Source organism: Janthinobacterium leeuwenhoeki (genome assembly GCF_051380795.1).
Lineage (GTDB): Bacteria > Pseudomonadota > Gammaproteobacteria > Burkholderiales > Burkholderiaceae_D > Janthinobacterium.
In genome coordinates, this window is record NZ_JBNYXT010000007.1 from 134,311 (window position 1) to 154,198 (window position 19,888).

Consider the following 19,888-nt stretch of genomic DNA (forward strand, 5'->3'; position numbering starts at 1 on the left):
TTCTTCCATGACTGTACGCAGCCGCCTGCTGCATTTGCTGGCCGGCTGGGGCAGCGTCGGCCTCGTGTATTTTTCCAGCGATCTGCTGCAAGGGCAGGGGATACTTTTGCCTGAAACAGCCATCGACCGCGCCATCCCCTACACGGATGCCGCCATCTGGCTGTACCTGTCCTTCTTCATCCTGATCCCGTACGCCTACCTGGCTGCCGATGCGGCCCGCGTGCGCTGGCTGGCGCGCGCCATGGCGCTTTCCGCGCTGGCGTGCGGCGTGGTCTTCCTGCTGTTCCCGACCACCCTCGCGTATCCGCCCGTCGGTGAAGGCAGCGCCTGGAGCACGCAGGCGCTGCGCATGCTGCAGGCAGCGGACTCCACGCAAAACTGCCTGCCATCGCTGCACGGCGCCCTGACATTGCTGTGCGTGTGGGCCTTGTGCGACAAACGCCACCTGCTGCGCTCAGCGCTGGCCGTGGTGCTGGGCCTGGCCATCTGCTACGCCATCATCGCGCTGCGCCGGCACGTGAGCATCGACCTGGCCGCCGGCCTGGCTGTTGGCATCGCTGGCGGCATGTTGGCGAAAATGCAGGTATCCTTGGCTGCCCGCCGCGCCGTTTCCATCAAAACCGCACCATGATGAATCCTTTTGCCCTGTCATTTTTGATCATGCTGGCCTTCGTGCTGGCCGAACTGCTGATCCTGAAATGGGTGCGCAAGACACCCGTGCCGTGGAAAGACGTGATCTTCAATCTCAATTCCGGCCACATCCTGATGTGGGTCTTCCGCGGCGTGGAAGTGGCGGCCTTCGCCCTGCTGCTGCGCCATGTAAACCTGCACATCGTCGACCAGTGGCCGGTGGCGGCGCAATGGGTGTTTGCTTTCTTTGCCTGGGACCTGTGCTTTTACTGGATGCACCGGTTGCACCATAAAATCCCGCTGCTGTGGGCCGTGCACGTGGTGCACCACCAGGGCGAGCATTTCAACCTGTCGCTGGGCGTGCGCAATTCCTGGTATTCGTCGCTGACGAATTTCCCCTTCATCGCCATCCTGGCCGTGCTGGGCGTGCCGCTGGAAATCTTCCTTGTCGTCTCGTCCCTGCATTACACGGTGCAGTTGTATAACCACAATGCGCTGGTGAACAAGTCCGGCATCCTCGATAGCTTCATGGTCACACCGTCGCACCACCGCGTTCATCACGGCACGGACAAACGCTACATCAACCGCAATTTCGGCGGCACCCTGCTGCTGTGGGACAGGCTGTTCGGCAGCTTCCAGCCCGAACTCGAGGGCGTGGAAATGCGCTATGGCGTGAAGGGCATGACGCCCACGCACAACCCCCTGTTGGCCAGCAACGGCAAATTGTTCACATGGCTGCGCGCGCGCTTTCCCCACTGGCAGTCGCGCGGCACTTTCGAGGTGCCCGAACTGTTCATCGGCAGCGGCGGCGTGATTTTGTTTGGCCTGGTGATCTATTACGTCAACCACGAAGCTGCGCTGGCCGGTGCGCAGCAAGCCATCCTGTTCGCGCTGATTTTTGGCGGCACGCTGGCGCTGGGCGGGCTGTCGGATGCGCGACGTTGGGGCGCCATCGCCTGGGTCGCCATCGCGCTGGCCATGCCGCTGCTGTTCCTGGGCTGGTATGGCGCGCGCGATGCGTGGGGCATGGTGTTTTTGGCCGCGCTGCTGGCGCATGGCCTCGACGGCGCGCGCCGCCTGTGGTGGCCGGCGGCGGGGACGCGCGCGTGACGCCTGTGCCTTCCTTGCCGCCGCTGCGCTTCCAGCCCACACGCGATTCCGCCTTCCGCCGCGAACTGCGGGCGCGCGCCGACGCCTATCTGGCGGACGAAGGAAAACACCGCTTTGGCGACGCGCGCCTGCATGCGAAAACCGTCTTCCTGGCCACGCTGACGGTGGGGCTGTATGCGCTGGCCTTGAACGCCGACAGCACCTGGCCGTTTGTCGCCAGCTACGTGGCTTGCCTGGTCCTGGCCATGGCGCTGGCCATGAACACCTTGCACGATGCGGCCCACAGCGCCGTCTTCCGCCAGGGAGCCTGGAATCGCATCCTGATCCGCCTGGTGGGCTTGCCCGTGGGCGTGGATACGGATTTCTGGACCATCCGCCACGTGCATTTTCATCACACGTATGCCAACGTGGAAGGCTATGACCTCGACACGGAACCGAATCCCTTTCTGCGCCAGACGCCGTACCAACGCTGGGCGCCCCAGTACCGCTATCAATACCTGTACTGGCCCGTGGTGGCGGCCCTGTCGCTGCCTTATTTGAACTGGTATGGCGACTGGCTCGACCGCTTCGGCAAGACGCCCGTGGCGGCGCACAGCCGCTTGCAGGGCTGGCGCGGCTGGCTGTCGTTCCTGGGCTGGAAACTGGGCCACGTGGCGCTGGTGCTGGCGCTGCCCATGTGGGTGCTGCAGCAGCACGGCATAGGCTGGGGCGTGGTGCTGGGCGCGTATTTCGTGGGCCAGATGATCGCCTCGTGCGCGCTGGTGGCGCTGATCCTCGGCACGCACTGGGCCGAAGTGGAGTTTTTCCAGCCGGGCCAGGACGGCACCCTGCCGCACGACTGGTACCAGCACACGTTTTACACGGCCTGCGACTGGACTCCGAAACCGCGCCGCCTGCGCTGGCTAGGCTACTGGCTCGGTGGCTTGAATTTGCACCTCACGCATCATTTGTTCCCCACCTGGAATCACCGCCACTACCCGGCGCTGGCGCGCATCCTGGCCGAACTGGCGCCGCGCCACGGCCTCGTCTACCGCGAACTCGGTTACGGCCAGCTGCACGCCTCGCAGCAGCAATTCCTACGGGCCATGGGCCAGCCGCCCGCAAAGTCTTGACGAATCGTGCTTGACTGGGTTTTCGTTCTGTCTTACATTTCTGTAACGACAGAAATAAGAGAAGGCCATGGAACTGAGTCCAACTACGCAGAAGTACATTCTTCACTGGGGGGAGATGGGCACGCGCTGGGGCGTCAACCGCACGGTGGCGCAAATCCACGCGCTGCTGTTCCTGGCCAACGAACCGCTGACGGCGGAAGACATCGCGGCCAGCCTGAACGTGGCCCGCTCGAATGTCAGCAACAGCCTGAAGGAATTGCAAAGCTGGGGCCTGGCGCGCATCACGCACGTGATGGGCGACCGGCGCGACCATTTCGTCGCCCTGCAGGATGTGTGGGAAATCTTCCGCGTCATCATGGAAGAGCGCAAGCGGCGCGAGATCGACCCCACCCTGACGGTGCTGCGTGAATGTGCGATCGAGGGCGAGCACGATGCGGCGATACCGCCGGAAACGCTGGCGCGCATGGGCGAAGTGCTGGCCTTCCTGGAAATGCTCAGCAGCACCTACAGCGACTATAAAAACCTGCCGCCGGCGACCCTGCAGCGCATGCTGTCGATGGGCGGCAAGGTGGCCAAGTTCCTCAGTCCGGAAGACAAACCGGGCAAGCGTGTAAAATCATGAACGGCCCCTCGGAAGGAGAACTGTTCAAGAAGGTCATGGGCGAGCAGTGGCTTACCCTGCATCCGGATATCCGCCGCCGCTTCGAAAAAAATCCCGCGCCTGGCCAGCCCCTGTACTACCGGGGTGAACTCAGTGAGCTGACCAGCTCGCGCCTGGGGAAACTCCTCGGTTGGCTGACGCGCCCCTTCATCGACGGCGCCCTGATTCCGTATGACGACGCGGATTTTCCCGTGGATATCGAAGTCTATTCGCGCCCCGCTTGCCCCTTCATCTTCAAGCAGCGTACCTATCGCCTGCACGGACGCGCACCGATCCGCTTCACGTCCTACATGGCCGAAAGCGCAAAGGGCGAAGTGCTCGAATACGTGGGCATGGGGCTGGGCATGAAGCTGCTGCTGCATGTCGAGGATGGCAACCTGCACTTCACCAGCGACGGCTATTTTTTGGATATTTTTGGTTGGCGCATGCCGCTGCCGGGCGTGCTCACGCCCGGCAAGACTTATCTGTGCCACCGCAATGAGACGCCGCAGCAATTCAATATCCGTATCGAGATACGCCACGCCCTGTTCGGCACCACGTTTACCCAGGCCGGCGTGTTCCGCGAAAGCGCGGCGCCCGCCCTACACAAGGAGACACCATGAATACGCATCTGCTGGCCCTGCAACTGATGGCGGCGCAAGGCTGCCTGGGCGCCTTCGACACCATCTACCACCATGAAATCACGGAGGCGCTGCCGCAAAAGGCCTCGGCGCGCCTGGAGCTGACTATCCACGCCACGCGTGCGCTGATCTACAGCCTGCTGTTCGTCGGCCTGGCCGCCTGGGAATGGCATGGCGCCTGGGCCTGGGTGCTGGTGATCGTGTTTGGCGTGGAAATCGTGCTGACCCTGTGGGACTTCGTCGTGGAAGACCAGACCCGCCTCTTGCCCGCTACGGAGCGGGTCACGCACACGGTGCTGGCGATTAACGCGGGCGCCTTCATCGCGCTGCTGGCCCTCAACAGCAGCCACTGGGCGACCTTGCCGACGGCCCTCGTGTGGCAGCCGTATGGCTGGCTCAGCGTCTTCCTCGCCCTGTGCGGAGTGGGCGTGGGCTTGTCCGGCCTGCGCGATGCGTATGCCGTGTGGCAGCTGGGCCGGCGCAAGGAGCAAGAGACAGCAGAGCAAGAGGAGCACCTGCGCTTTGCCGCCGCGCCGCAGTCCGTGCTGGTGACGGGGGCCGCGGGTTTCATCGGCCAGCAACTGGTAGCCGCCCTGCTGGCCGACGGCCATGCGGTGACGGTGCTGACGCGCCAGCCGAAACAGGCCGCATGGACGTTCGGCGGCCAGGTGCGCTGCATCCAGGCGCTGGACGAATTGTCGGATGCGCAGCGCATCGACATGGTGGTCAACCTGGCCGGCGCGCGCATCGTCGGGCGTCGCTGGACGGACGCGCGCAAGGCGGCCCTGCGCCGCAGCCGCGTGGCGCTGACGCAGGAACTGGTGGCGTGGATCGCCCGCGCACAGCACAAGCCACGGCTGCTGCTGTCGGCGTCGGCCATCGGCTATTACGGCGTGCAGCCGCAGGGCAACGCGACGGAACTGGACGAAGACAGCGTGCCGCAAGCCATCTTCATGTCGCAGCTGTGCCAGGAGTGGGAAGCTGCCGCGCGCCAGGCGGAGCGCTATGGCGTGCAAGTGGGCTGCATGCGCTTTGGCCTCGTCTTCGGCCACCAGGGTTCGCTGCCGCAGATGCTGCTGCCGATACGCTTCGGCGTGGGCGGCCCGCTGGGCAGCGGCAAGCAGTGGGTGTCATGGGTGCACGTGCGCGACGTGATCCGCGGCATCGCCCATTTGGCGCGCCGCAGCGAAGAGCAGGCAGTGGGCGGCGCATACAACTTCTGCGCACCGGAAGCCATCGAGCAGCGCCGCTTCGCCCAGGTAGCGGGCGCGGTGCTGCACCGCCCCAGCTTCATGCCCACGCCGGCCTTCCTCATGCGCGCCTTGCTGGGCGAGCAGGCGGACTTGCTGGTGGAAGGCCAGCGGGTCGCCCCGCGCCGGATGCTGGCTGACGGCTTTGTCTTCCGCTATCCGCAGCTGGAAGGCGCGCTGCGCAGCCTGTAGCCTGGCGTAGAATGGGGCATTGGAGATGCCTTGGAGCTCAATCTATGCCCCGCTTCAGCCATACGATAGACAGCCATACCTATGCGTTTGCCAGCCTGAAGGAGCTGCTGGCGAAGGCCACGCCGTTGCGTTCGGGCGATGTGCTGGCCGGCGTGGCGGCATCGAGCGCGCGGGAACGGGTGGCGGCGCAGCTGGCGCTGGCGGAGGTGCCGCTATCGCTGTTCCTCAACGAGGCGCTGGTGCCGTATGAAGACGATGAAGTCACGCGCCTGATCATCGATAGCCACGAGCGCGCCGCGTTTTCCCCCATCGCGCACCTGTGCGTGGGCGACTTTCGCGACTGGCTGCTCGACGACGCGACGGATACGGCGGTGCTGTCCCATGTCGCACCCGGCATCACGCCGGAAATGGCGGCCGCCGTCTCAAAAATCATGCGCCTGCAGGACCTGGTGCTGGTGGCCCGCAAGTGCAAGGTCGTCACGTCTTTCCGCAATACTCTGGGCCTGGAAGGCCGCTTGTCCACGCGATTGCAGCCGAACCACCCGACGGACGATGCCACGGGGATTGCCGCCTCCATCCTCGATGGCCTGCTGCTGGGCAGCGGCGACGCCGTGATCGGCATCAATCCCGCCACCGACAATGTGGCGCAGGTGGTCTCGCTGCTGCAGCTGCTCGACGCCGTCATCGGCCAGTATCAAATACCTACCCAGTCCTGCGTACTCACGCACATTACCAATACCCTGGAAGCGATACGCCGCGGCGCGCCTGTCGACCTGGTGTTCCAGTCGGTGGCAGGCACGCAGGCGGCCAACCGCAGCTTCGGCATCGACCTGGCGCTGCTGGCCGAGGGTCAGGCGGCGGCCCTGTCGCTGGGGCGCGGCACGCTGGGCAACAATGTCATGTATTTCGAGACGGGGCAGGGCAGCGCCCTGTCGGCCGGCGCCCACCACGGCATGGACCAGCAAACGTGCGAGGCGCGCGCGTATGCGGTGGCGCGCGCGTATCAGCCGCTGCTGGTCAATTCGGTGGTGGGCTTCATCGGCCCGGAATACCTGTATGACGGCAAGCAGATCATGCGCGCGGGGCTGGAAGACCACTTCTGCGCCAAGCTGCTTGGGCTGCCCATGGGCTGCGACGTATGCTATACCAACCATGCGGAGGCGGACCAGGACGACATGGATGCCTTGCTGACCATGCTGGGCGTGGCCGGCTGCAATTTCATCATGGGCGTGCCGGGCGCGGACGACATCATGCTCGGCTACCAGAGCACCTCGTTCCACGACGCCCTGTATGCGCGCCGCGTGCTGGGCTTGCGTCCTGCGCCCGAATTCGAGGCCTGGCTGGCGCGCATGCAGATCACGGATGCGCAGGGCCGCCTGAGCGTGGTACCGGCGCCAGCCTTCCAGGCGGCTCTGCTGCGCCTGGATACCTAGGAGGTAGGCATGGACGGGAACCATCCTTGGCAAGCGCTGCGCGCGCATACGGCGGCGCGCATCGCGCTGGGACGCCGCGGCGTGAGCGTGCCGACCAAGGCGCAGCTGGCGTTCCAGCTGGCTCACGCGCAGGCGCGCGACGCCGTGCACCTGGAACTCGATGGCGACGCCCTGGCGCGCGCGCTGGACGGGCAAGGACAAGACTGCGTGCAACTGCATAGCGCCGCCGCCACGCGCGCCGAATATCTTCAACGCCCCGATCTGGGACGCCGGCTCGACGACGTTTCACGCGCGCGGCTGTCCGCCGTGCCGCAAGGCGTGGATCTGGCGCTGGTGGCAGCCGACGGCCTGTCGGCGCTGGCCGCGCAGCGCCACGCGGCGCCTTTCCTGGCTGCCTTGCGCGAGCGGCTGGCGCTGGAAGCGTGGACGCTGTCGCCGGTACACATCGTGGTGCAGGGACGGGTTGCCATCGGCGACGAGGTGGGGCAATTGCTGCATGCGAAGGCCGTGCTGGTGCTGATCGGCGAGCGGCCGGGCCTGAGTTCCCCGGACAGCCTGGGCCTGTACCTGACGTGGGCACCCGAAGTGGGCTTGCTGGACGAGCGCCGCAACTGCATCTCGAACGTGCGCCCCGAGGGCCTGGCGTATGCGCCGGCCGCGTACCGGCTGCATTATTTGCTGTCGCAGGCGTTCAGCCGGCAGCTGTCGGGCGTGGCATTGAAGGATGAAACGGTGGAAGAGGGTAGCGTGGCGGTGGGCCGGAATTTTTTGCTGGCGGAGTAAAACCCTATAGCAACGACCTGGGTCAGACCCTCAGGGGGAATGTGCCCCAATGGGGTACATTCCGATCCTGAAGGACTAACCCCAGCCCTTCGCTTTAGGGGTTTTTTATTAGACTTCGCGGATCTCGTCCAGCGCCCAGCGCGGGCGCACATTAAACGAATAATCGTGCTTGGCGGCCTGCGGGTTTATCTGCAGGCGCATGGCGCCGGCGAAGGCGATCATGGCGCCGTTATCGGTACAGAATTCCAGCTCCGGGTAATACACCTTGAAACGCTTCTTGGCGGCGGCCGCGTTGAGCGAAGCGCGCAGTTGCGTGTTGGCGCCCACGCCGCCGGCGATCACCAGGCGTTTCAAACCCGTGTGCTTGAGGGCTGATACGCATTTGGCTGTCAGCACGTCGACGATGGCGTCGACGAAGCCGCGCGCGATATTCGCCTTGTCCTGCTCGCAGATATTGGCGATGACTTTTTCTTCATGGTTTTTCACCACCGTCAGCACGGCCGTTTTCAAACCGGAGAAACTGAAATTGAAATCCTTCGAGTGCAGCATCGGGCGTGGCAGTTTATACGCCAGCGGGTCGCCGAATTCGGCCAGGCGCGAAATGGCGGGGCCGCCCGGATAACCGAGGCCCAGCAGCTTGGCCGACTTGTCGAACGCTTCGCCGGCCGCATCGTCGAGCGTTTCGCCCAGCATCGTGTACTGGCCCACGCCGTCGACGCGCATCAGCTGCGTGTGGCCGCCCGACACCAGCAGGGCGATGAAGGGGAATTCTGGCGGCTCGGACGCCAGCAGCGGCGACAGCAGATGGCCTTCCAGGTGGTGGATGCCCAGCACCGGCTTGTTGATGGCCAGGCCCAGGCTGCAGGCAACCGAGGAACCGACCAGCAGCGCGCCTGCCAGGCCCGGGCCTTGCGTGTAGGCGATGGCATCGATCTCGGGCAGGGTGATGCCGGCCTTCGTCAGCGTCTCTTCCAGCAGCGGGATGGCGCGGCGGATATGGTCGCGCGACGCCAGTTCCGGCACCACGCCGCCATATTGCTCGTGCATGGCGACTTGCGAATAGAGGGCGTGCGACAGCAGACCGCGTTGCGTGTCGTACAAGGCCAGGCCGGTTTCGTCACAGGAGGATTCGACGCCAAGAACAATCATGAAGGTGCTAAGTAGGGAGGAGTAATCCGCCATTGTAAAGGAAAGCCGGGCAGTCCACCGTGCGGCCAGCGCACCATTTCGGCGGCAGTGTGCACTTGCGCAGTGCGCCGCGGTGCCGTTTCTGCCCGGATGTTGACCATTCTTCTCCTGCATCGCCACTGGCACCGCTCTTGCTTAGACAGGCGTGTGCCTTTCTCAAGGGAGCTAGCAATGCCAGAACAATGGAAAATGATTTGCCGCCTGAAGGACATGCCGCTGGCGGGCGTGCGCATGGTGCAGCGGGGATTGGCGTGGCAGGACTTGCCCGGCGTGGCGCTGTTTCGCGCGGCTGACGATAGGGTGTACGCCTTGCTCGACTCCGTGCCTTGCCTGGGCGGCCCGCTGGCGCATGGGGTGCTGATGGAGAAAAATTTGATGGGACCGAAGAACAGCTGGATCATCGAGCTCGATTCGGGCCGCCTGGTGGCACCCGTGCAGGGCATGGCGCGTATGTACGCCGTGCGCCTCATGGACGGGCGCATCTACCTGGACATTAATGAACTCGCTATCCCGGCCAGCAAGGCCGAACAGGCGCTGGCGGGATCGTTCGCCGTGCTGCCGCATGTGCAGATGGCGTGATATACCTCGTGGTGGTGTCGGCTTACGCGCTGCGCGCTAAGCCGACCTACGCGGCACAATTCGTAGGTCGGATTAGGCGCAAAGCGCCGTAATCCGACAACATCGCTGGCATTATTTTGGGCGATTGAGAAGATGCGCATGCGCGTCGCGCAGCATGGTGGCCGTCGTGTCCCAGTCGATGCAGCCGTCGGTGACGGAGCAGCCGTAGGTCAGTTGCGACAGGTCTTGCGGAATCTTCTGGTTGCCGCTGACGATATTTGATTCGATCATCACGCCCACCAGCGAGCGGTTGCCCTGGCGGATCTGGTTGACCACGTCGGCCATCACCAGCGGTTGCAGTTCCGGCTTCTTGTAGCTGTTCGCGTGCGAGCAGTCGACTACCAGGTTGGCCGGCAACTTGGCCTTGGCCAGCGCCTGTTCGGCGATGGCGATCGAGACCGAATCGTAGTTCGGACGGCCGTCGCCGCCGCGCAGTACGACGTGGCCATACGCGTTGCCGCGCGTGCGCACGATGGCCACATTGCCTTCGGCGTTGATGCCCAGGAAGGAGTGCGGGTGCGCCGACGATAGAATGGCGTTGACGGCGATGCTGATGTCGCCATCGGTGCCGTTCTTGAAGCCGACCGGGGTCGACAGGCCCGACGACATTTCGCGGTGCGTCTGCGATTCCGTGGTGCGCGCGCCGATGGCGGTCCAGGCGATCAGGTCGCCCAGGTATTGCGGCGAGATCGGGTCCAGCGCTTCGGTGGCGGTGGGCAAGCCCAGTTCGCACACGTCGAGCAGGAACTGGCGCGCCTTTTCCATGCCTTCGTTAACCTTGAACGAGTCGTCCATGTACGGGTCGTTGATATAGCCCTTCCAGCCCGTGGTGGTACGCGGTTTTTCGAAATACACGCGCATCACCAGCAGCATCGTGTCCTTGACTTCCTCTTGCAGCGCTTGCAGGCGGCGCGCGTAATCGAGGCCGGCGACGGGGTCGTGGATCGAGCACGGGCCGACGACGACGAACAGGCGCTGGTCCTTGCGGTCGATGATGTTGCGCAGCGCTTCGCGGCCGCGGCTGACGGTGTCGAAGGCGTTCTCCGACAGGGGCAGTTTGGCGTGCAGTTCGGCCGGTGTCGGCATGGGCGCGAAAGAGGTGACGTTGATATTTTCGATGTCTGGCGTATTCATGATTCTGGCTCGGCTTTCGCTATTGCGTTCTTTAAGAGGCAATAGTGTAGCGGAAATGCGGCCTGGCGGCGGGGATGGGGGCAAAACGGGAATACATGAGTTGTTTTTATGGCAGGGCCGGCACGCTGCCGGCCCCTTGCTCCCGGGCGCTTATTGGTCGCTATTGGCCGCCGGCCAGGTTGGCGCCAAAGCTGTAGCGGGCGATGCGCTGGTAGTTGCCGGCCAGTTCGGGCGGCCGGGGCAGGCCGGGATGGCGTCGCACGTGCTCCAGGATGGCCGTTTCGTGCTGGCGTATCTGCGCGTCCAGGCAGGCTATCTGCTGGCGCAACAGGGCGTACAGCGCCTGCTGGCCGGCCTGCAGATGGGCATTGAGGCGCACCGACTCCTGCTTGCGCACGCCTTCGATGGCATGCAGGCGGCGCAGCCACAGGCGCAGTTCCACGTAGGCGGGCGAGGGCGGCGTCCAGCGCGCGGGGCGTTTGTGCTCGCAGTAGTTGGCCAGCACCACGGCGCCGTGCGCCGCGTCGTCGGGCAAGCCCTGGCCGCGCAGATAGTCTGTCAGCTGCGCGGGCTGGGCATCGCACACCAGCATGCCCATGTCCGCTAGTGCGCGGGCTGGCGCCTCGCTGTACGGCATATCGAGGCGCATGCAGACGCGCAAGCCCATGACAGGCACGTCGTTCCTTTGCAGCCAGCTGCGTAGCCAGCGGTAGCCAGCCACGTCGTTTTCCAGCACCTTGCACAGCACCTCTCCACCCGAGAGCAGCACGGCTTTCAGCAGCAGCTTGCTCGTTTCGATGCCAACGAAGGCGCTTTCCTGTTTGATCGCGTGTTCCATGATGAGTCCTCCCCTGCAAAGATATACGCAGGGGTGGCATGGCTGGATTCAGCGTGGATGCATATTCTTGGATGAAATATTTTTCACCGGGACTGTTGCATTGGCGCCCAAGCCGTCTTTCAGCCCCTCTGCACGGGGAAAAATCCGTGTAAGCTGGCGCCATGACGACTGTATCCATCCCCCATACCGATGTGGCCGGTGAGCCATTTCCCGCTGCACGTTTCATCAAAGAAATAGGACGCGGCAAGAATGGCGCGCGCAGTATGACGCGCGACGACGCCCGCGCCCTGTACCGCGCCATGCTCGACGGCCGCGTGTCGGACCTGGAACTGGGCGGCATTTTGTTATCCATGCGTATCAAGGGCGAGTCTGTGGACGAGATCGCCGGCTTCCTCGATGCGGCCGAAGCGTCGTTCGCCCCGCTGGCCTTGCCGGCCGGTGAATTTGCCCCCATCATCATTCCCAGCTACAACGGCGCCCGCAAGATGGCCAATCTGACGGCCTTGCTGGCGCTGCTGCTGGCGCGCGCGGGGGCGCCCGTGCTCGTGCATGGCGTCACCAGCGACCCGGGCCGCATCACCACGGCCGAAGTGCTGGCTGCGCTGGGCGTGCCGGCCTCGCCGGACCATGCGCAGGCCGAGGCCGCCATGGCGCGCGGGGAAGCCGCCTTCCTGCCCATAGCATCACTGGCGCCGCGTCTGGCGCACATGCTGTCGCTGCGGCGTGTGCTGGGCGTGCGCAATTCCACGCATACCCTGGTGAAAATCATGCAGCCCTTCGCCGGGCCCGCCCTGCGCCTGGTGTCGTACACGCATCCGGAATACCTGGAAATGCTCGGTGAATATTTCCTGACCGCCTCAGATTCCGCGCGCGGCGATGCTTTCCTGATGCGCGGCACGGAGGGAGAAACGGTGGCCAACGCCAACAAGGCGCAGCAGATCGACTGGTTCCATGGCGTGGAGCGCACGGTGCTGGTGGAAAAACAGTTGCTGGTGGAAGAGTTGCCGCATTTGCCGGCCGAGCGCGATGCGGCCACCACGGCGGTCTGGATCGCGGCCGTGCTGCGCGGCGAGGTGCCCGTGCCGCCATCGATCACCGGGCAGGTGGCGCAATGCCTGATGGCATCGCGACAGATTGCAGCACGGCCGCGCTAGCCGCGTCGCCGCAGTTTACAATGGCGTCTTTGTAATCAGCGGTGAGCGGAATTCTTATGGCAAAACAATTTGATGTGGCAGTGATCGGCGCGGGCGCGGCCGGCATGATGTGTGCGGCTGTTGCCGCCCAGCAAGGCAAGCGCGTGGTGTTGATCGATCACGCGGCCAAGCTGGCCGAAAAGATCCGCATCTCGGGTGGTGGGCGTTGCAATTTCACCAATGTCAACGCCACCCCGCAAAATTTCCTCTCGGAAAATCCGCATTTCTGCAAGAGTGCGCTGTCGCGCTACACACCGCAGGATTTCCTCGCGCTGGTCAAGAAATACCGTATTGGCTACCATGAGAAGCACAAGGGCCAGCAATTCTGCAATGAATCGGCCGAGCAGATCATCGACATGCTCAAGGACGAGTGCGCCGCTGGCGGCGTGCACTGGCGCATGCCGTGCAAGATAGATAATGTTGTCCAGCAAGATGATGGCGGCTTCGTGCTGCAGACCGATAGCGGCGACATCGAGACGGCCAGCATCGTCATCGCCACGGGCGGCTTGTCGATCCCGAAGATCGGCGCCACGGATTTTGCCTACCGCATCGCCAGGCAATTCGATTTGATGATGGTCGAACCGCGTCCGGCCCTGGTGCCGCTGACGTTCGATGCGGCCAGCTGGGCGCCGTTTGCGGAATTGTCCGGCATCGCGCTGGAAGTCGATGTGGAAACGGGCAGCTTGAAAGGCCGCAAGGCAACGGGCGCGCGTTTCCGCGAAGATTTGCTGTTCACGCATCGCGGCCTGTCGGGCCCGGCGATTTTGCAGATTTCCAGCTATTGGCTGCCGGGCGAGCCCATCGTCATCAATCTGTTGCCGGAAGTGGATGTGGCGCAGACCTTGATTGAAGGCAAGGGCACCTTGAAGAAGCAGTTGGGCAATATCGTCGCGCAATGGCTGCCGCAGCGCCTGGCCGACTGCTTGCTGGCCACGAATGGCCTGGCGCCGGACGCGCGCATCGCCGACATGCCCGACGCGCAGCTGCGCAAGCTGGGGCAAGCCATCAATGCCTGGTCCATCGTGCCGAACGGGTCCGAAGGCTACCGCAAGGCCGAAGTGACGCGAGGCGGTATCGATACGCGCGAACTGTCGCAACAGACCATGATGGCCAATAAAGTGCCGGGCCTGTATTTCATCGGCGAAGCGGTCGACGTGACGGGCTGGCTGGGCGGCTACAACTTCCAGTGGGCCTGGGCTTCCGGCGTGGCGGCAGGTATTGCCTTGCAGTAAGCAAGTCTGTAGGATGGGGTTCTGGCGCCCGGTGCGCCGACTCCGGTGCGTGGTTTACGCCACATTCCGGCAGCGACCGCAGGCTGCATGCCGCACGCAAGTGGGGGAGGGGCTTCCCTTTCCGAATAAAAGCTGCTACTATCCATCTCTTCCTATACACCACCTCAACGGTTTGAATTTTACATGACCACTATTCGCCTTAAAGAAAACGAGCCGTTCGAAGTCGCAATGCGTCGCTTCAAACGCACCATCGAAAAAACGGGTCTGCTGACCGAATTGCGCGCACGCGAATTCTACGAAAAGCCAACAGCTGAGCGCAAGCGCAAGCTGGCAGCTGCTGTAAAGCGTCATTACAAACGCATCCGCAGCCAACAACTGCCGAAAAAATTATTCTAAGACTGTTCAGTCAGAACCAACCCGGGTAGTTCGGCGCATTGTTCGCCACGGGTTTTGTTTTGATTCGCCTGGAGTGATACTTCAGATGAGTCGCATACCCGCTCCGGTTCGCCGCAGCGGGTTTTCGCTTTTGTGGCCGCCTGCTTAGTCTGCACACGCGAGCACCTGGCCACACGAGCACCGAGCCCCACTTACCAACACGAGGATTGCCATGAGCTTGAAAGAACAAATTACCGAAGACATGAAAAACGCCATGCGCGCCAAGGAAGCGGGCAAGCTGGGCACGATTCGCCTGTTGCTGGCGGAAATCAAGCGCAAGGAAGTCGACGAGCGCATCGAATTGACGGATGCCCACGTGACGGCCATCGTGGAAAAGATGATCAAGCAGCGCAAGGATTCGATCACCCAGTTCGAAGCCGGTGGCCGCGCCGACCTGGCCGACATTGAAAAAGCCGAGCTGGTGCACCTGACGGGCTACATGCCTGCCGGCCTGTCGGACGAAGAAGTGGCGGCCGAAGTGGCTGCCGCCGTGGCCGCCTCGGGCGCCGCCGGTCCGCAAGACATGGGCAAGGTCATGGCCATCGTCAAGCCGAAGCTGGCGGGCCGCGCCGACATGACCGTGGTGTCCGCGCTGGTCAAGAAAGCCTTGACGCCAGCAGCGTAAGCATACAATAGTAGTCATCGGCTGCCGGCCCATGCTGGCAGCCGCTCAATCGCCCACACGTTGACCTGGCTCAACCTCAGGCCACGTGCGGTAGTATAGTCTGACCTATAACAAGACCCGCCCTAGCCAGTGATACCTCAATCCTTCATTTCCGATTTGCTCAACCGCGTCGATATCGTCGATGTCGTGGGGCGCTATGTGCAACTGAAAAAAGGTGGCGCCAATTTCATGGGCTTGTGCCCGTTCCACAGTGAAAAATCGCCCAGCTTTACCGTCAGCCCCACCAAGCAGTTCTATCACTGCTTCGGCTGTGGCGCGCATGGCACGTCGATCGGCTTTTTGATCGAGTACTCGGGCATGGGCTTTGTCGACGCCGTCAAGGACCTGGCGCAAAACGTGGGCATGGTCGTGCCGGAAGCGGACGACAAGATCCCGCCGGCCCAGCGCGCGCAGATCCAGGCGCAAAGCATGGCCCTGTCCGACGCCATGACGCAGGCCTGCGATTATTACCGCGGGCAATTGCGCCACGCGCCGGAAGCTATCGCCTACCTGAAGAACCGGGGCTTGACGGGCGAAGTGGCCGCTCGCTTCGGCATGGGCTTTGCGCCAGGCGGCTGGGACAATTTGCGCTCCGTCTTCCCCGACTACGACGTGGTGGCCCTGGCCGAGGCTGGTCTCGTGATCGACAAGGTCGATGAAGAGGGCAATAACCGCAAGCGCTACGACCGTTTCCGCGAGCGCATCATGTTTCCGATTCGCAATACCAAGGGCCAGGTCATCGCCTTTGGTGGTCGCGTGCTCGACCATGGCGAGCCGAAATACCTGAACTCGCCGGAAACCCCCTTGTTTTCCAAGGGATTCGAACTATATGGTTTGTTCGAGGCGCGCCAGGCCATCCGCGACGCCGGTTATGTGCTGGTGACGGAAGGTTATATGGACGTGGTGGCGCTGGCACAGATGGGTTTCCCGCAAGCGGTGGCCACCCTGGGTACGGCGTGCACGCCCACCCACGTGCAAAAACTGCTGCGCCAGACGGATAACGTGATTTTCAGCTTCGACGGCGACAAGGCCGGCCGCCGCGCCGCCCGCCGCGCGCTGGAAGCGAGCCTGGCCCACGTATCGGACAATAAAACCATCAAATTCCTGTTCTTGCCGTCGGAACACGATCCGGACAGCTATATCCGCGAATTTGGCGCCGAAGGTTTTGAGCAGCAAGTGCATGAAGCCATGCCGTTGTCGCAATTTTTGCTGAAAGAAGTGTCGGGCGAGCATGATCTGTCGGAGCCGGAAGGGCGCGCCCGCGTGCAGTTCGACGCCAAGCCCCTGCTGCAGCTGATGGCGCCGTCGTCCTTGCGCCTGCAGATCGTGCGCGGCCTGGCGCAGCTGACGCAGTCCACGCCGGCCGAGATCGAAGCCCTGTTCGAGCTGGCGAAACCCGTTGCCGTGGCGCGCCGCGCGCCGCCGAAATCGGGCCGCCCCGTGCCTGTGGGCCTGGAATTGAAGATCATGCGCATGCTGGTGGCGCACCCGCCCCTGACCATGCGCATCGACGAGGCCGCCCTCACCGCCTTCCAGCACCTGGGGCCGGATGCGGCCCACAGCCTGGGGCAGCTGGTGGCCGTGGGCCAGGCGCTGGGCGAGCATGGCAGTTTCGCCGCGCTGGCGCAGCAATTGAAGGAGCTGGGCAGCGAATACGACGAGATCATCGGCGAGATCGCGGCTGGCACGGAATCCGATTATGACAGTGAATTGTCGTGGCTGGTGAGTACCATCCGCGAGATCAAATTGAACGCCTTGAAGGCGGAATTGCAGCAATTGTTTGCGTCGGGTTTGCCATCCGAGAAAATTGGTGTACGCTACCGCGAAATCATGCAGGAGCAAGGCGAGCTGGAGCGCGAGCGCGATGCCGAGTTGGTGAATCGCTAACCTTGCTTTGGAGTTATGTCGCGCACTGGAAAAACATTTTTCGCGTGCTATAATTAAATGCTAAGTATTGTGTGCTTTGGCAAGCTAGTTCTGTTTCGTAAATAGTATTTGTTTTCAGTAAGTTAGGCTCTTGATCGGCGCGGTGGATCGTGTCGGCAGCCAGGGCCAACTGGCGTTTTTCGGCGTTGCGGGCGTGGCCAGCAAACGCTGGCAAGCCGCGCCAGGCTCTCGCTCCCAACGCGGTCGATGCAGGAATTTTTGCCGAGAAGGCTGGCAACAGCCGGTGGACAGGAATTGCTGCGCTTCCCGCGGATCGTGGCCGATGAGGTGTAAGTAACGTAACAGTGTCGAATTTGCGTAGTCGGCAGGTTCGAAGATGGTGGTTCCCGCAGGTAGACAGGGAACTGGCAGCAAACTTTATCCTAATCCACCGTAAAGCAAGTCGTTGTGTAATCGAAAGCGCCTGTGCCAATCAAGAAACCCGAATCCAAAGCGGCTGTAAAGCCCACTAAAGTTACCACGAAAGCCGAAAAGGCGCTCGACCTGCCAGAAGTGCGCGTCACCAGCGCGCCCGTGGTCAGCCAGACCACTGACGCTGCCACCCTGGCAGCCATCGATACGTCTGGCTATGTCTTGCCGTCGGTAAAAGTGCCAGGCCGCCGCGGCCGCAAGCCAAAAGAATTCCAGCCAGAAAATGATGAAGTCGCCGCCCTGAACGCCGTCGAGCGGGCCGAACTGAAGGCCGTCGACAAGGCCAAGGCCAAGGACCGCAAGGCGAAAGAGCGCGCGCTGCTGAAGGACGCCTTCTCGTCCGACACGGAAGCGAGCGAGGAAGAACTCGAGCGCAGGCGCCAGAAACTCAAGACCCTGATCAAGTTCGGCAAGGAACGCGGTTTCCTGACCTACGCGGAAATCAACGATCATTTGCCCGAAAACATCGTCGACCCGGAAGCCATCGAAGGCATCATCGGTACCTTCAATGACATGGGTATCGCCGTCTACGAGCACGCGCCCGATGCGGAAACGTTGTTGCTGTCCGATAACGTTGCCGTCGTCACCAGCGATGACGAGGCGGAAGCGGCAGCCGAGGCCGCATTGTCGACCGTCGACTCCGATTTTGGCCGCACCACCGACCCCGTGCGCATGTATATGCGCGAGATGGGTTCGGTCGAGCTGCTGACGCGCGAAGGCGAGATCGAGATTGCCAAGCGCATCGAAGATGGCTTGAAAGACATGATACAGGCCATTTCCGCCTGCCCCGTGACGATCGCCGAAATCATCGCCGCCGCCGACCGCATCGCCAACGAAGAGATCAAGATCGACGAAATCGTCGATGGCCTCGTCGATGAAAACGAGCCGGTTGCCGCCGCCCCTGTCGTCGCCGCTCCTGTCGAAGAAGACGAGGAAGAAGGCGAAGCGGAAGAAGAGGAAGTCGAAGAAGAGGAAGAGGCGAGCGCTTCGGGCGCGGCCGGCTTCTCCGCCGAACAGCTGGAAACTCTGAAACGCACGGCGCTGGAAAAATTCGCCATCATTTCGCAGCAGTTCGACAAGATGCGCCGTGCCTTCGAAAAGGAAGGCTACAACTCCAAGCCTTACGCCAAGGCGCAGGAAGCCATTTCGCAAGAGTTGCTGGGCATCCGTTTCACGGCCAAGGTCGTGGAAAAGCTGTGCGACACCCTGCGTGGCCAGGTTGACGAAGTGCGCCATATCGAGAAGCAGATTCTCGACGTGGCCGTAAACCGCTGCGGTATGCCGCGCGCCCACTTCATCAAGGTCTTCCCTGGCAATGAAACCAACCTCGACTGGGTCGATGGCGAAGTCAACGCAGGACACGCGTACAGCGCCATCCTGGGCCGCAACATTCCGACCGTCAAGGAACTGCAGCAGCGCCTGATCGACCTGCAGGCGCGCGTCGTCTTGCCGCTGCCGGACTTGCGCAACATCAACCGCCAGATGGCGGCCGGTGAAATGAAGGCGCGCAAGGCCAAGCGCGAAATGACAGAGGCCAACTTGCGCCTGGTCATTTCGATCGCCAAGAAATACACGAACCGTGGCTTGCAATTCCTCGACTTGATCCAGGAAGGCAATATCGGCCTGATGAAGGCCGTCGACAAGTTCGAGTACCGCCGCGGCTACAAGTTCTCGACGTATGCAACCTGGTGGATCCGCCAGGCCATCACGCGCTCGATCGCCGACCAGGCGCGCACGATCCGCATTCCCGTGCACATGATCGAGACAATCAACAAGATGAACCGCATCTCGCGCCAGATCCTGCAAGAAACAGGCGCGGAGCCCGATCCGGCCACCCTGGCGATCAAGATGGAGATGCCCGAGGACAAGATCCGCAAGATCATGAAAATCGCCAAGGAACCGATCTCGATGGAAACGCCGATCGGCGACGACGACGATTCCCACCTGGGCGACTTCATCGAGGACAACAACACCCTGGCGCCCGCCGACGCAGCGCTGCACGCCTCCATGCGGGGCGTGGTCAAGGACGTGCTCGATTCCCTGACGCCACGCGAAGCGAAAGTGCTGCGCATGCGTTTCGGCATCGAAATGTCCACCGACCACACGCTGGAAGAAGTGGGCAAGCAATTTGACGTGACGCGCGAGCGCATCCGCCAGATCGAAGCCAAGGCGCTGCGCAAGCTGCGCCACCCATCGCGCTCCGACAAGCTGAAAAGCTTCTTGGAAGGCAACTAGAAGCCAATAGGGCTTGACGTGCGCCCCTGATACCCCTATCCTCGCGTGTCCGTTTCCAAAACGGCCGCGCGAGGCGGGCATCAACAGCGCCGCCACGCCGCAGTCCCCGGGCCTCTAGCTCATGCTTGGTTAGAGCAGCGGACTCATAATCCGTTGGTGCCGTGTTCGACTCACGGGAGGCCCACCATTATCTTGCAACTGC

Annotated in this window: 18 protein-coding genes and 1 tRNA gene; 16 read left to right on the plus strand and 3 right to left on the minus strand. The window is 62.9% G+C overall.

What is annotated here, in order from left to right; translation table 11 throughout:
* The first annotated feature begins 7 nt into the window (after nt 1–7).
* From ACQ4WS_RS08865 to eutC, 8 genes are all read left to right on the plus strand, one after another.
* Nucleotides 8–631 carry a phosphatase PAP2 family protein gene (locus ACQ4WS_RS08865; protein ID WP_436475465.1) on the plus strand — a complete coding sequence of 208 codons (624 nt, stop codon included), beginning with the start codon at nt 8–10 and terminating at the stop codon, nt 629–631.
* Nucleotides 628–1,740, plus strand: coding sequence for a sterol desaturase family protein (locus ACQ4WS_RS08870; protein ID WP_436475467.1), 1,113 nt, complete (start codon nt 628–630; stop codon nt 1,738–1,740). The genes ACQ4WS_RS08865 and ACQ4WS_RS08870 overlap by 4 nt, the downstream gene beginning before the upstream one ends.
* On the plus strand, nt 1,737–2,852 hold the full coding sequence (locus tag ACQ4WS_RS08875; RefSeq protein WP_436475468.1) for a fatty acid desaturase family protein: 1,116 nt from the start codon (nt 1,737–1,739) through the stop codon (nt 2,850–2,852). Before ACQ4WS_RS08870 ends, ACQ4WS_RS08875 begins: the two co-directional genes overlap by 4 nt.
* Before the next feature lie 67 nt (nt 2,853–2,919).
* Entirely contained in the window at nt 2,920–3,474 is a 555-nt protein-coding gene (locus tag ACQ4WS_RS08880) for a GbsR/MarR family transcriptional regulator (protein ID WP_436475470.1), read from the plus strand.
* Nucleotides 3,471–4,115 (plus strand): DUF4166 domain-containing protein, encoded by a 645-nt coding sequence (locus ACQ4WS_RS08885; RefSeq protein ID WP_436475472.1) that lies wholly within the window; start codon nt 3,471–3,473, stop codon nt 4,113–4,115. Before ACQ4WS_RS08880 ends, ACQ4WS_RS08885 begins: the two co-directional genes overlap by 4 nt.
* Nucleotides 4,112–5,575 carry a TIGR01777 family oxidoreductase gene (locus ACQ4WS_RS08890; protein ID WP_436475474.1) on the plus strand — a complete coding sequence of 488 codons (1,464 nt, stop codon included), beginning with the start codon at nt 4,112–4,114 and terminating at the stop codon, nt 5,573–5,575. The genes ACQ4WS_RS08885 and ACQ4WS_RS08890 overlap by 4 nt, the downstream gene beginning before the upstream one ends.
* A gap of 44 nt (nt 5,576–5,619) precedes the next feature.
* A complete protein-coding gene (locus tag ACQ4WS_RS08895; protein ID WP_436475476.1) occupies nt 5,620–7,008 on the plus strand; it encodes an ethanolamine ammonia-lyase subunit EutB in 1,389 nt (462 codons plus the stop codon).
* 9 nt (nt 7,009–7,017) lie between these two features.
* Entirely contained in the window at nt 7,018–7,791 is a 774-nt protein-coding gene (gene eutC, locus ACQ4WS_RS08900; RefSeq protein ID WP_436475478.1) for an ethanolamine ammonia-lyase subunit EutC, read from the plus strand.
* A gap of 108 nt (nt 7,792–7,899) precedes the next feature.
* On the opposite strand, the gene tsaD is transcribed toward eutC, so the two are convergent.
* On the minus strand, nt 7,900–8,940 hold the full coding sequence (gene tsaD, locus ACQ4WS_RS08905; RefSeq protein WP_436475480.1) for a tRNA (adenosine(37)-N6)-threonylcarbamoyltransferase complex transferase subunit TsaD: 1,041 nt from the start codon (nt 8,938–8,940) through the stop codon (nt 7,900–7,902).
* A gap of 210 nt (nt 8,941–9,150) precedes the next feature.
* On the opposite strand from tsaD, the gene ACQ4WS_RS08910 reads away from it, so the two are divergent.
* Complete coding sequence (locus tag ACQ4WS_RS08910; RefSeq protein WP_436475481.1) at nt 9,151–9,558, plus strand: nitrite reductase (NAD(P)H) small subunit; 408 nt, start codon at nt 9,151–9,153, stop codon at nt 9,556–9,558.
* A gap of 111 nt (nt 9,559–9,669) precedes the next feature.
* Here ACQ4WS_RS08910 and ACQ4WS_RS08915 read toward each other — a convergent pair whose 3' ends face one another.
* Both ACQ4WS_RS08915 and ACQ4WS_RS08920 read right to left on the minus strand, forming a co-directional pair.
* The gene (locus tag ACQ4WS_RS08915) at nt 9,670–10,731 is read right to left on the minus strand and encodes a 3-deoxy-7-phosphoheptulonate synthase (RefSeq protein WP_436475483.1); all 1,062 of its coding nucleotides are present in this window, start codon (nt 10,729–10,731) and stop codon (nt 9,670–9,672) included.
* A gap of 160 nt (nt 10,732–10,891) precedes the next feature.
* Nucleotides 10,892–11,569: a hypothetical protein gene (locus ACQ4WS_RS08920; protein WP_436475484.1), complete on the minus strand. Its 678-nt coding sequence runs from the start codon at nt 11,567–11,569 to the stop codon at nt 10,892–10,894.
* Between the two features lie 161 nt (nt 11,570–11,730).
* On the opposite strand from ACQ4WS_RS08920, the gene ybiB reads away from it, so the two are divergent.
* The 7 genes from ybiB to ACQ4WS_RS08955 all read left to right on the plus strand — a co-directional run bounded on the left by ybiB (nt 11,731) and on the right by ACQ4WS_RS08955 (nt 19,873).
* A complete protein-coding gene (gene ybiB, locus ACQ4WS_RS08925) occupies nt 11,731–12,723 on the plus strand; it encodes a DNA-binding protein YbiB (RefSeq protein WP_436475486.1) in 993 nt (330 codons plus the stop codon).
* A gap of 56 nt (nt 12,724–12,779) precedes the next feature.
* A complete protein-coding gene (locus ACQ4WS_RS08930) occupies nt 12,780–13,994 on the plus strand; it encodes a BaiN/RdsA family NAD(P)/FAD-dependent oxidoreductase (protein ID WP_436475488.1) in 1,215 nt (404 codons plus the stop codon).
* Between the two features lie 183 nt (nt 13,995–14,177).
* Nucleotides 14,178–14,390 carry a 30S ribosomal protein S21 gene (gene rpsU / locus ACQ4WS_RS08935; protein WP_008451879.1) on the plus strand — a complete coding sequence of 71 codons (213 nt, stop codon included), beginning with the start codon at nt 14,178–14,180 and terminating at the stop codon, nt 14,388–14,390.
* 211 nt (nt 14,391–14,601) lie between these two features.
* On the plus strand, nt 14,602–15,054 hold the full coding sequence (locus tag ACQ4WS_RS08940) for a GatB/YqeY domain-containing protein (protein ID WP_034746974.1): 453 nt from the start codon (nt 14,602–14,604) through the stop codon (nt 15,052–15,054).
* A gap of 129 nt (nt 15,055–15,183) precedes the next feature.
* Nucleotides 15,184–16,980: a DNA primase gene (gene dnaG / locus ACQ4WS_RS08945; RefSeq protein WP_131685402.1), complete on the plus strand. Its 1,797-nt coding sequence runs from the start codon at nt 15,184–15,186 to the stop codon at nt 16,978–16,980.
* A gap of 465 nt (nt 16,981–17,445) precedes the next feature.
* Nucleotides 17,446–19,686: an RNA polymerase sigma factor RpoD gene (gene rpoD / locus ACQ4WS_RS08950; protein WP_436475490.1), complete on the plus strand. Its 2,241-nt coding sequence runs from the start codon at nt 17,446–17,448 to the stop codon at nt 19,684–19,686.
* A 108-nt stretch (nt 19,687–19,794) separates the two neighbouring features.
* A tRNA-Ile gene (locus tag ACQ4WS_RS08955) sits at nt 19,795–19,873 on the plus strand.
* The last annotated feature ends 15 nt before the right edge of the window (nt 19,874–19,888 follow it).

Coding starts and splice junctions, on each gene's coding strand:
- ACQ4WS_RS08865 (WP_436475465.1), top strand. CDS start 8: ATGACTGTACGCAGCCGCCTGCTGCATTTGCTGGCCGGCTGGGGCAGC.
- ACQ4WS_RS08870 (WP_436475467.1), top strand. CDS start 628: ATGATGAATCCTTTTGCCCTGTCATTTTTGATCATGCTGGCCTTCGTG.
- ACQ4WS_RS08880 (WP_436475470.1), top strand. CDS start 2,920: ATGGAACTGAGTCCAACTACGCAGAAGTACATTCTTCACTGGGGGGAG.
- ACQ4WS_RS08885 (WP_436475472.1), top strand. CDS start 3,471: ATGAACGGCCCCTCGGAAGGAGAACTGTTCAAGAAGGTCATGGGCGAG.
- ACQ4WS_RS08890 (WP_436475474.1), top strand. CDS start 4,112: ATGAATACGCATCTGCTGGCCCTGCAACTGATGGCGGCGCAAGGCTGC.
- ACQ4WS_RS08895 (WP_436475476.1), top strand. CDS start 5,620: ATGCCCCGCTTCAGCCATACGATAGACAGCCATACCTATGCGTTTGCC.
- eutC (WP_436475478.1), top strand. CDS start 7,018: ATGGACGGGAACCATCCTTGGCAAGCGCTGCGCGCGCATACGGCGGCG.
- tsaD (WP_436475480.1), bottom strand. CDS start 8,940: ATGATTGTTCTTGGCGTCGAATCCTCCTGTGACGAAACCGGCCTGGCC.
- ACQ4WS_RS08910 (WP_436475481.1), top strand. CDS start 9,151: ATGCCAGAACAATGGAAAATGATTTGCCGCCTGAAGGACATGCCGCTG.
- ACQ4WS_RS08915 (WP_436475483.1), bottom strand. CDS start 10,731: ATGAATACGCCAGACATCGAAAATATCAACGTCACCTCTTTCGCGCCC.
- ACQ4WS_RS08920 (WP_436475484.1), bottom strand. CDS start 11,569: ATGGAACACGCGATCAAACAGGAAAGCGCCTTCGTTGGCATCGAAACG.
- ybiB (WP_436475486.1), top strand. CDS start 11,731: ATGACGACTGTATCCATCCCCCATACCGATGTGGCCGGTGAGCCATTT.
- ACQ4WS_RS08930 (WP_436475488.1), top strand. CDS start 12,780: ATGGCAAAACAATTTGATGTGGCAGTGATCGGCGCGGGCGCGGCCGGC.
- rpsU (WP_008451879.1), top strand. CDS start 14,178: ATGACCACTATTCGCCTTAAAGAAAACGAGCCGTTCGAAGTCGCAATG.
- ACQ4WS_RS08940 (WP_034746974.1), top strand. CDS start 14,602: ATGAGCTTGAAAGAACAAATTACCGAAGACATGAAAAACGCCATGCGC.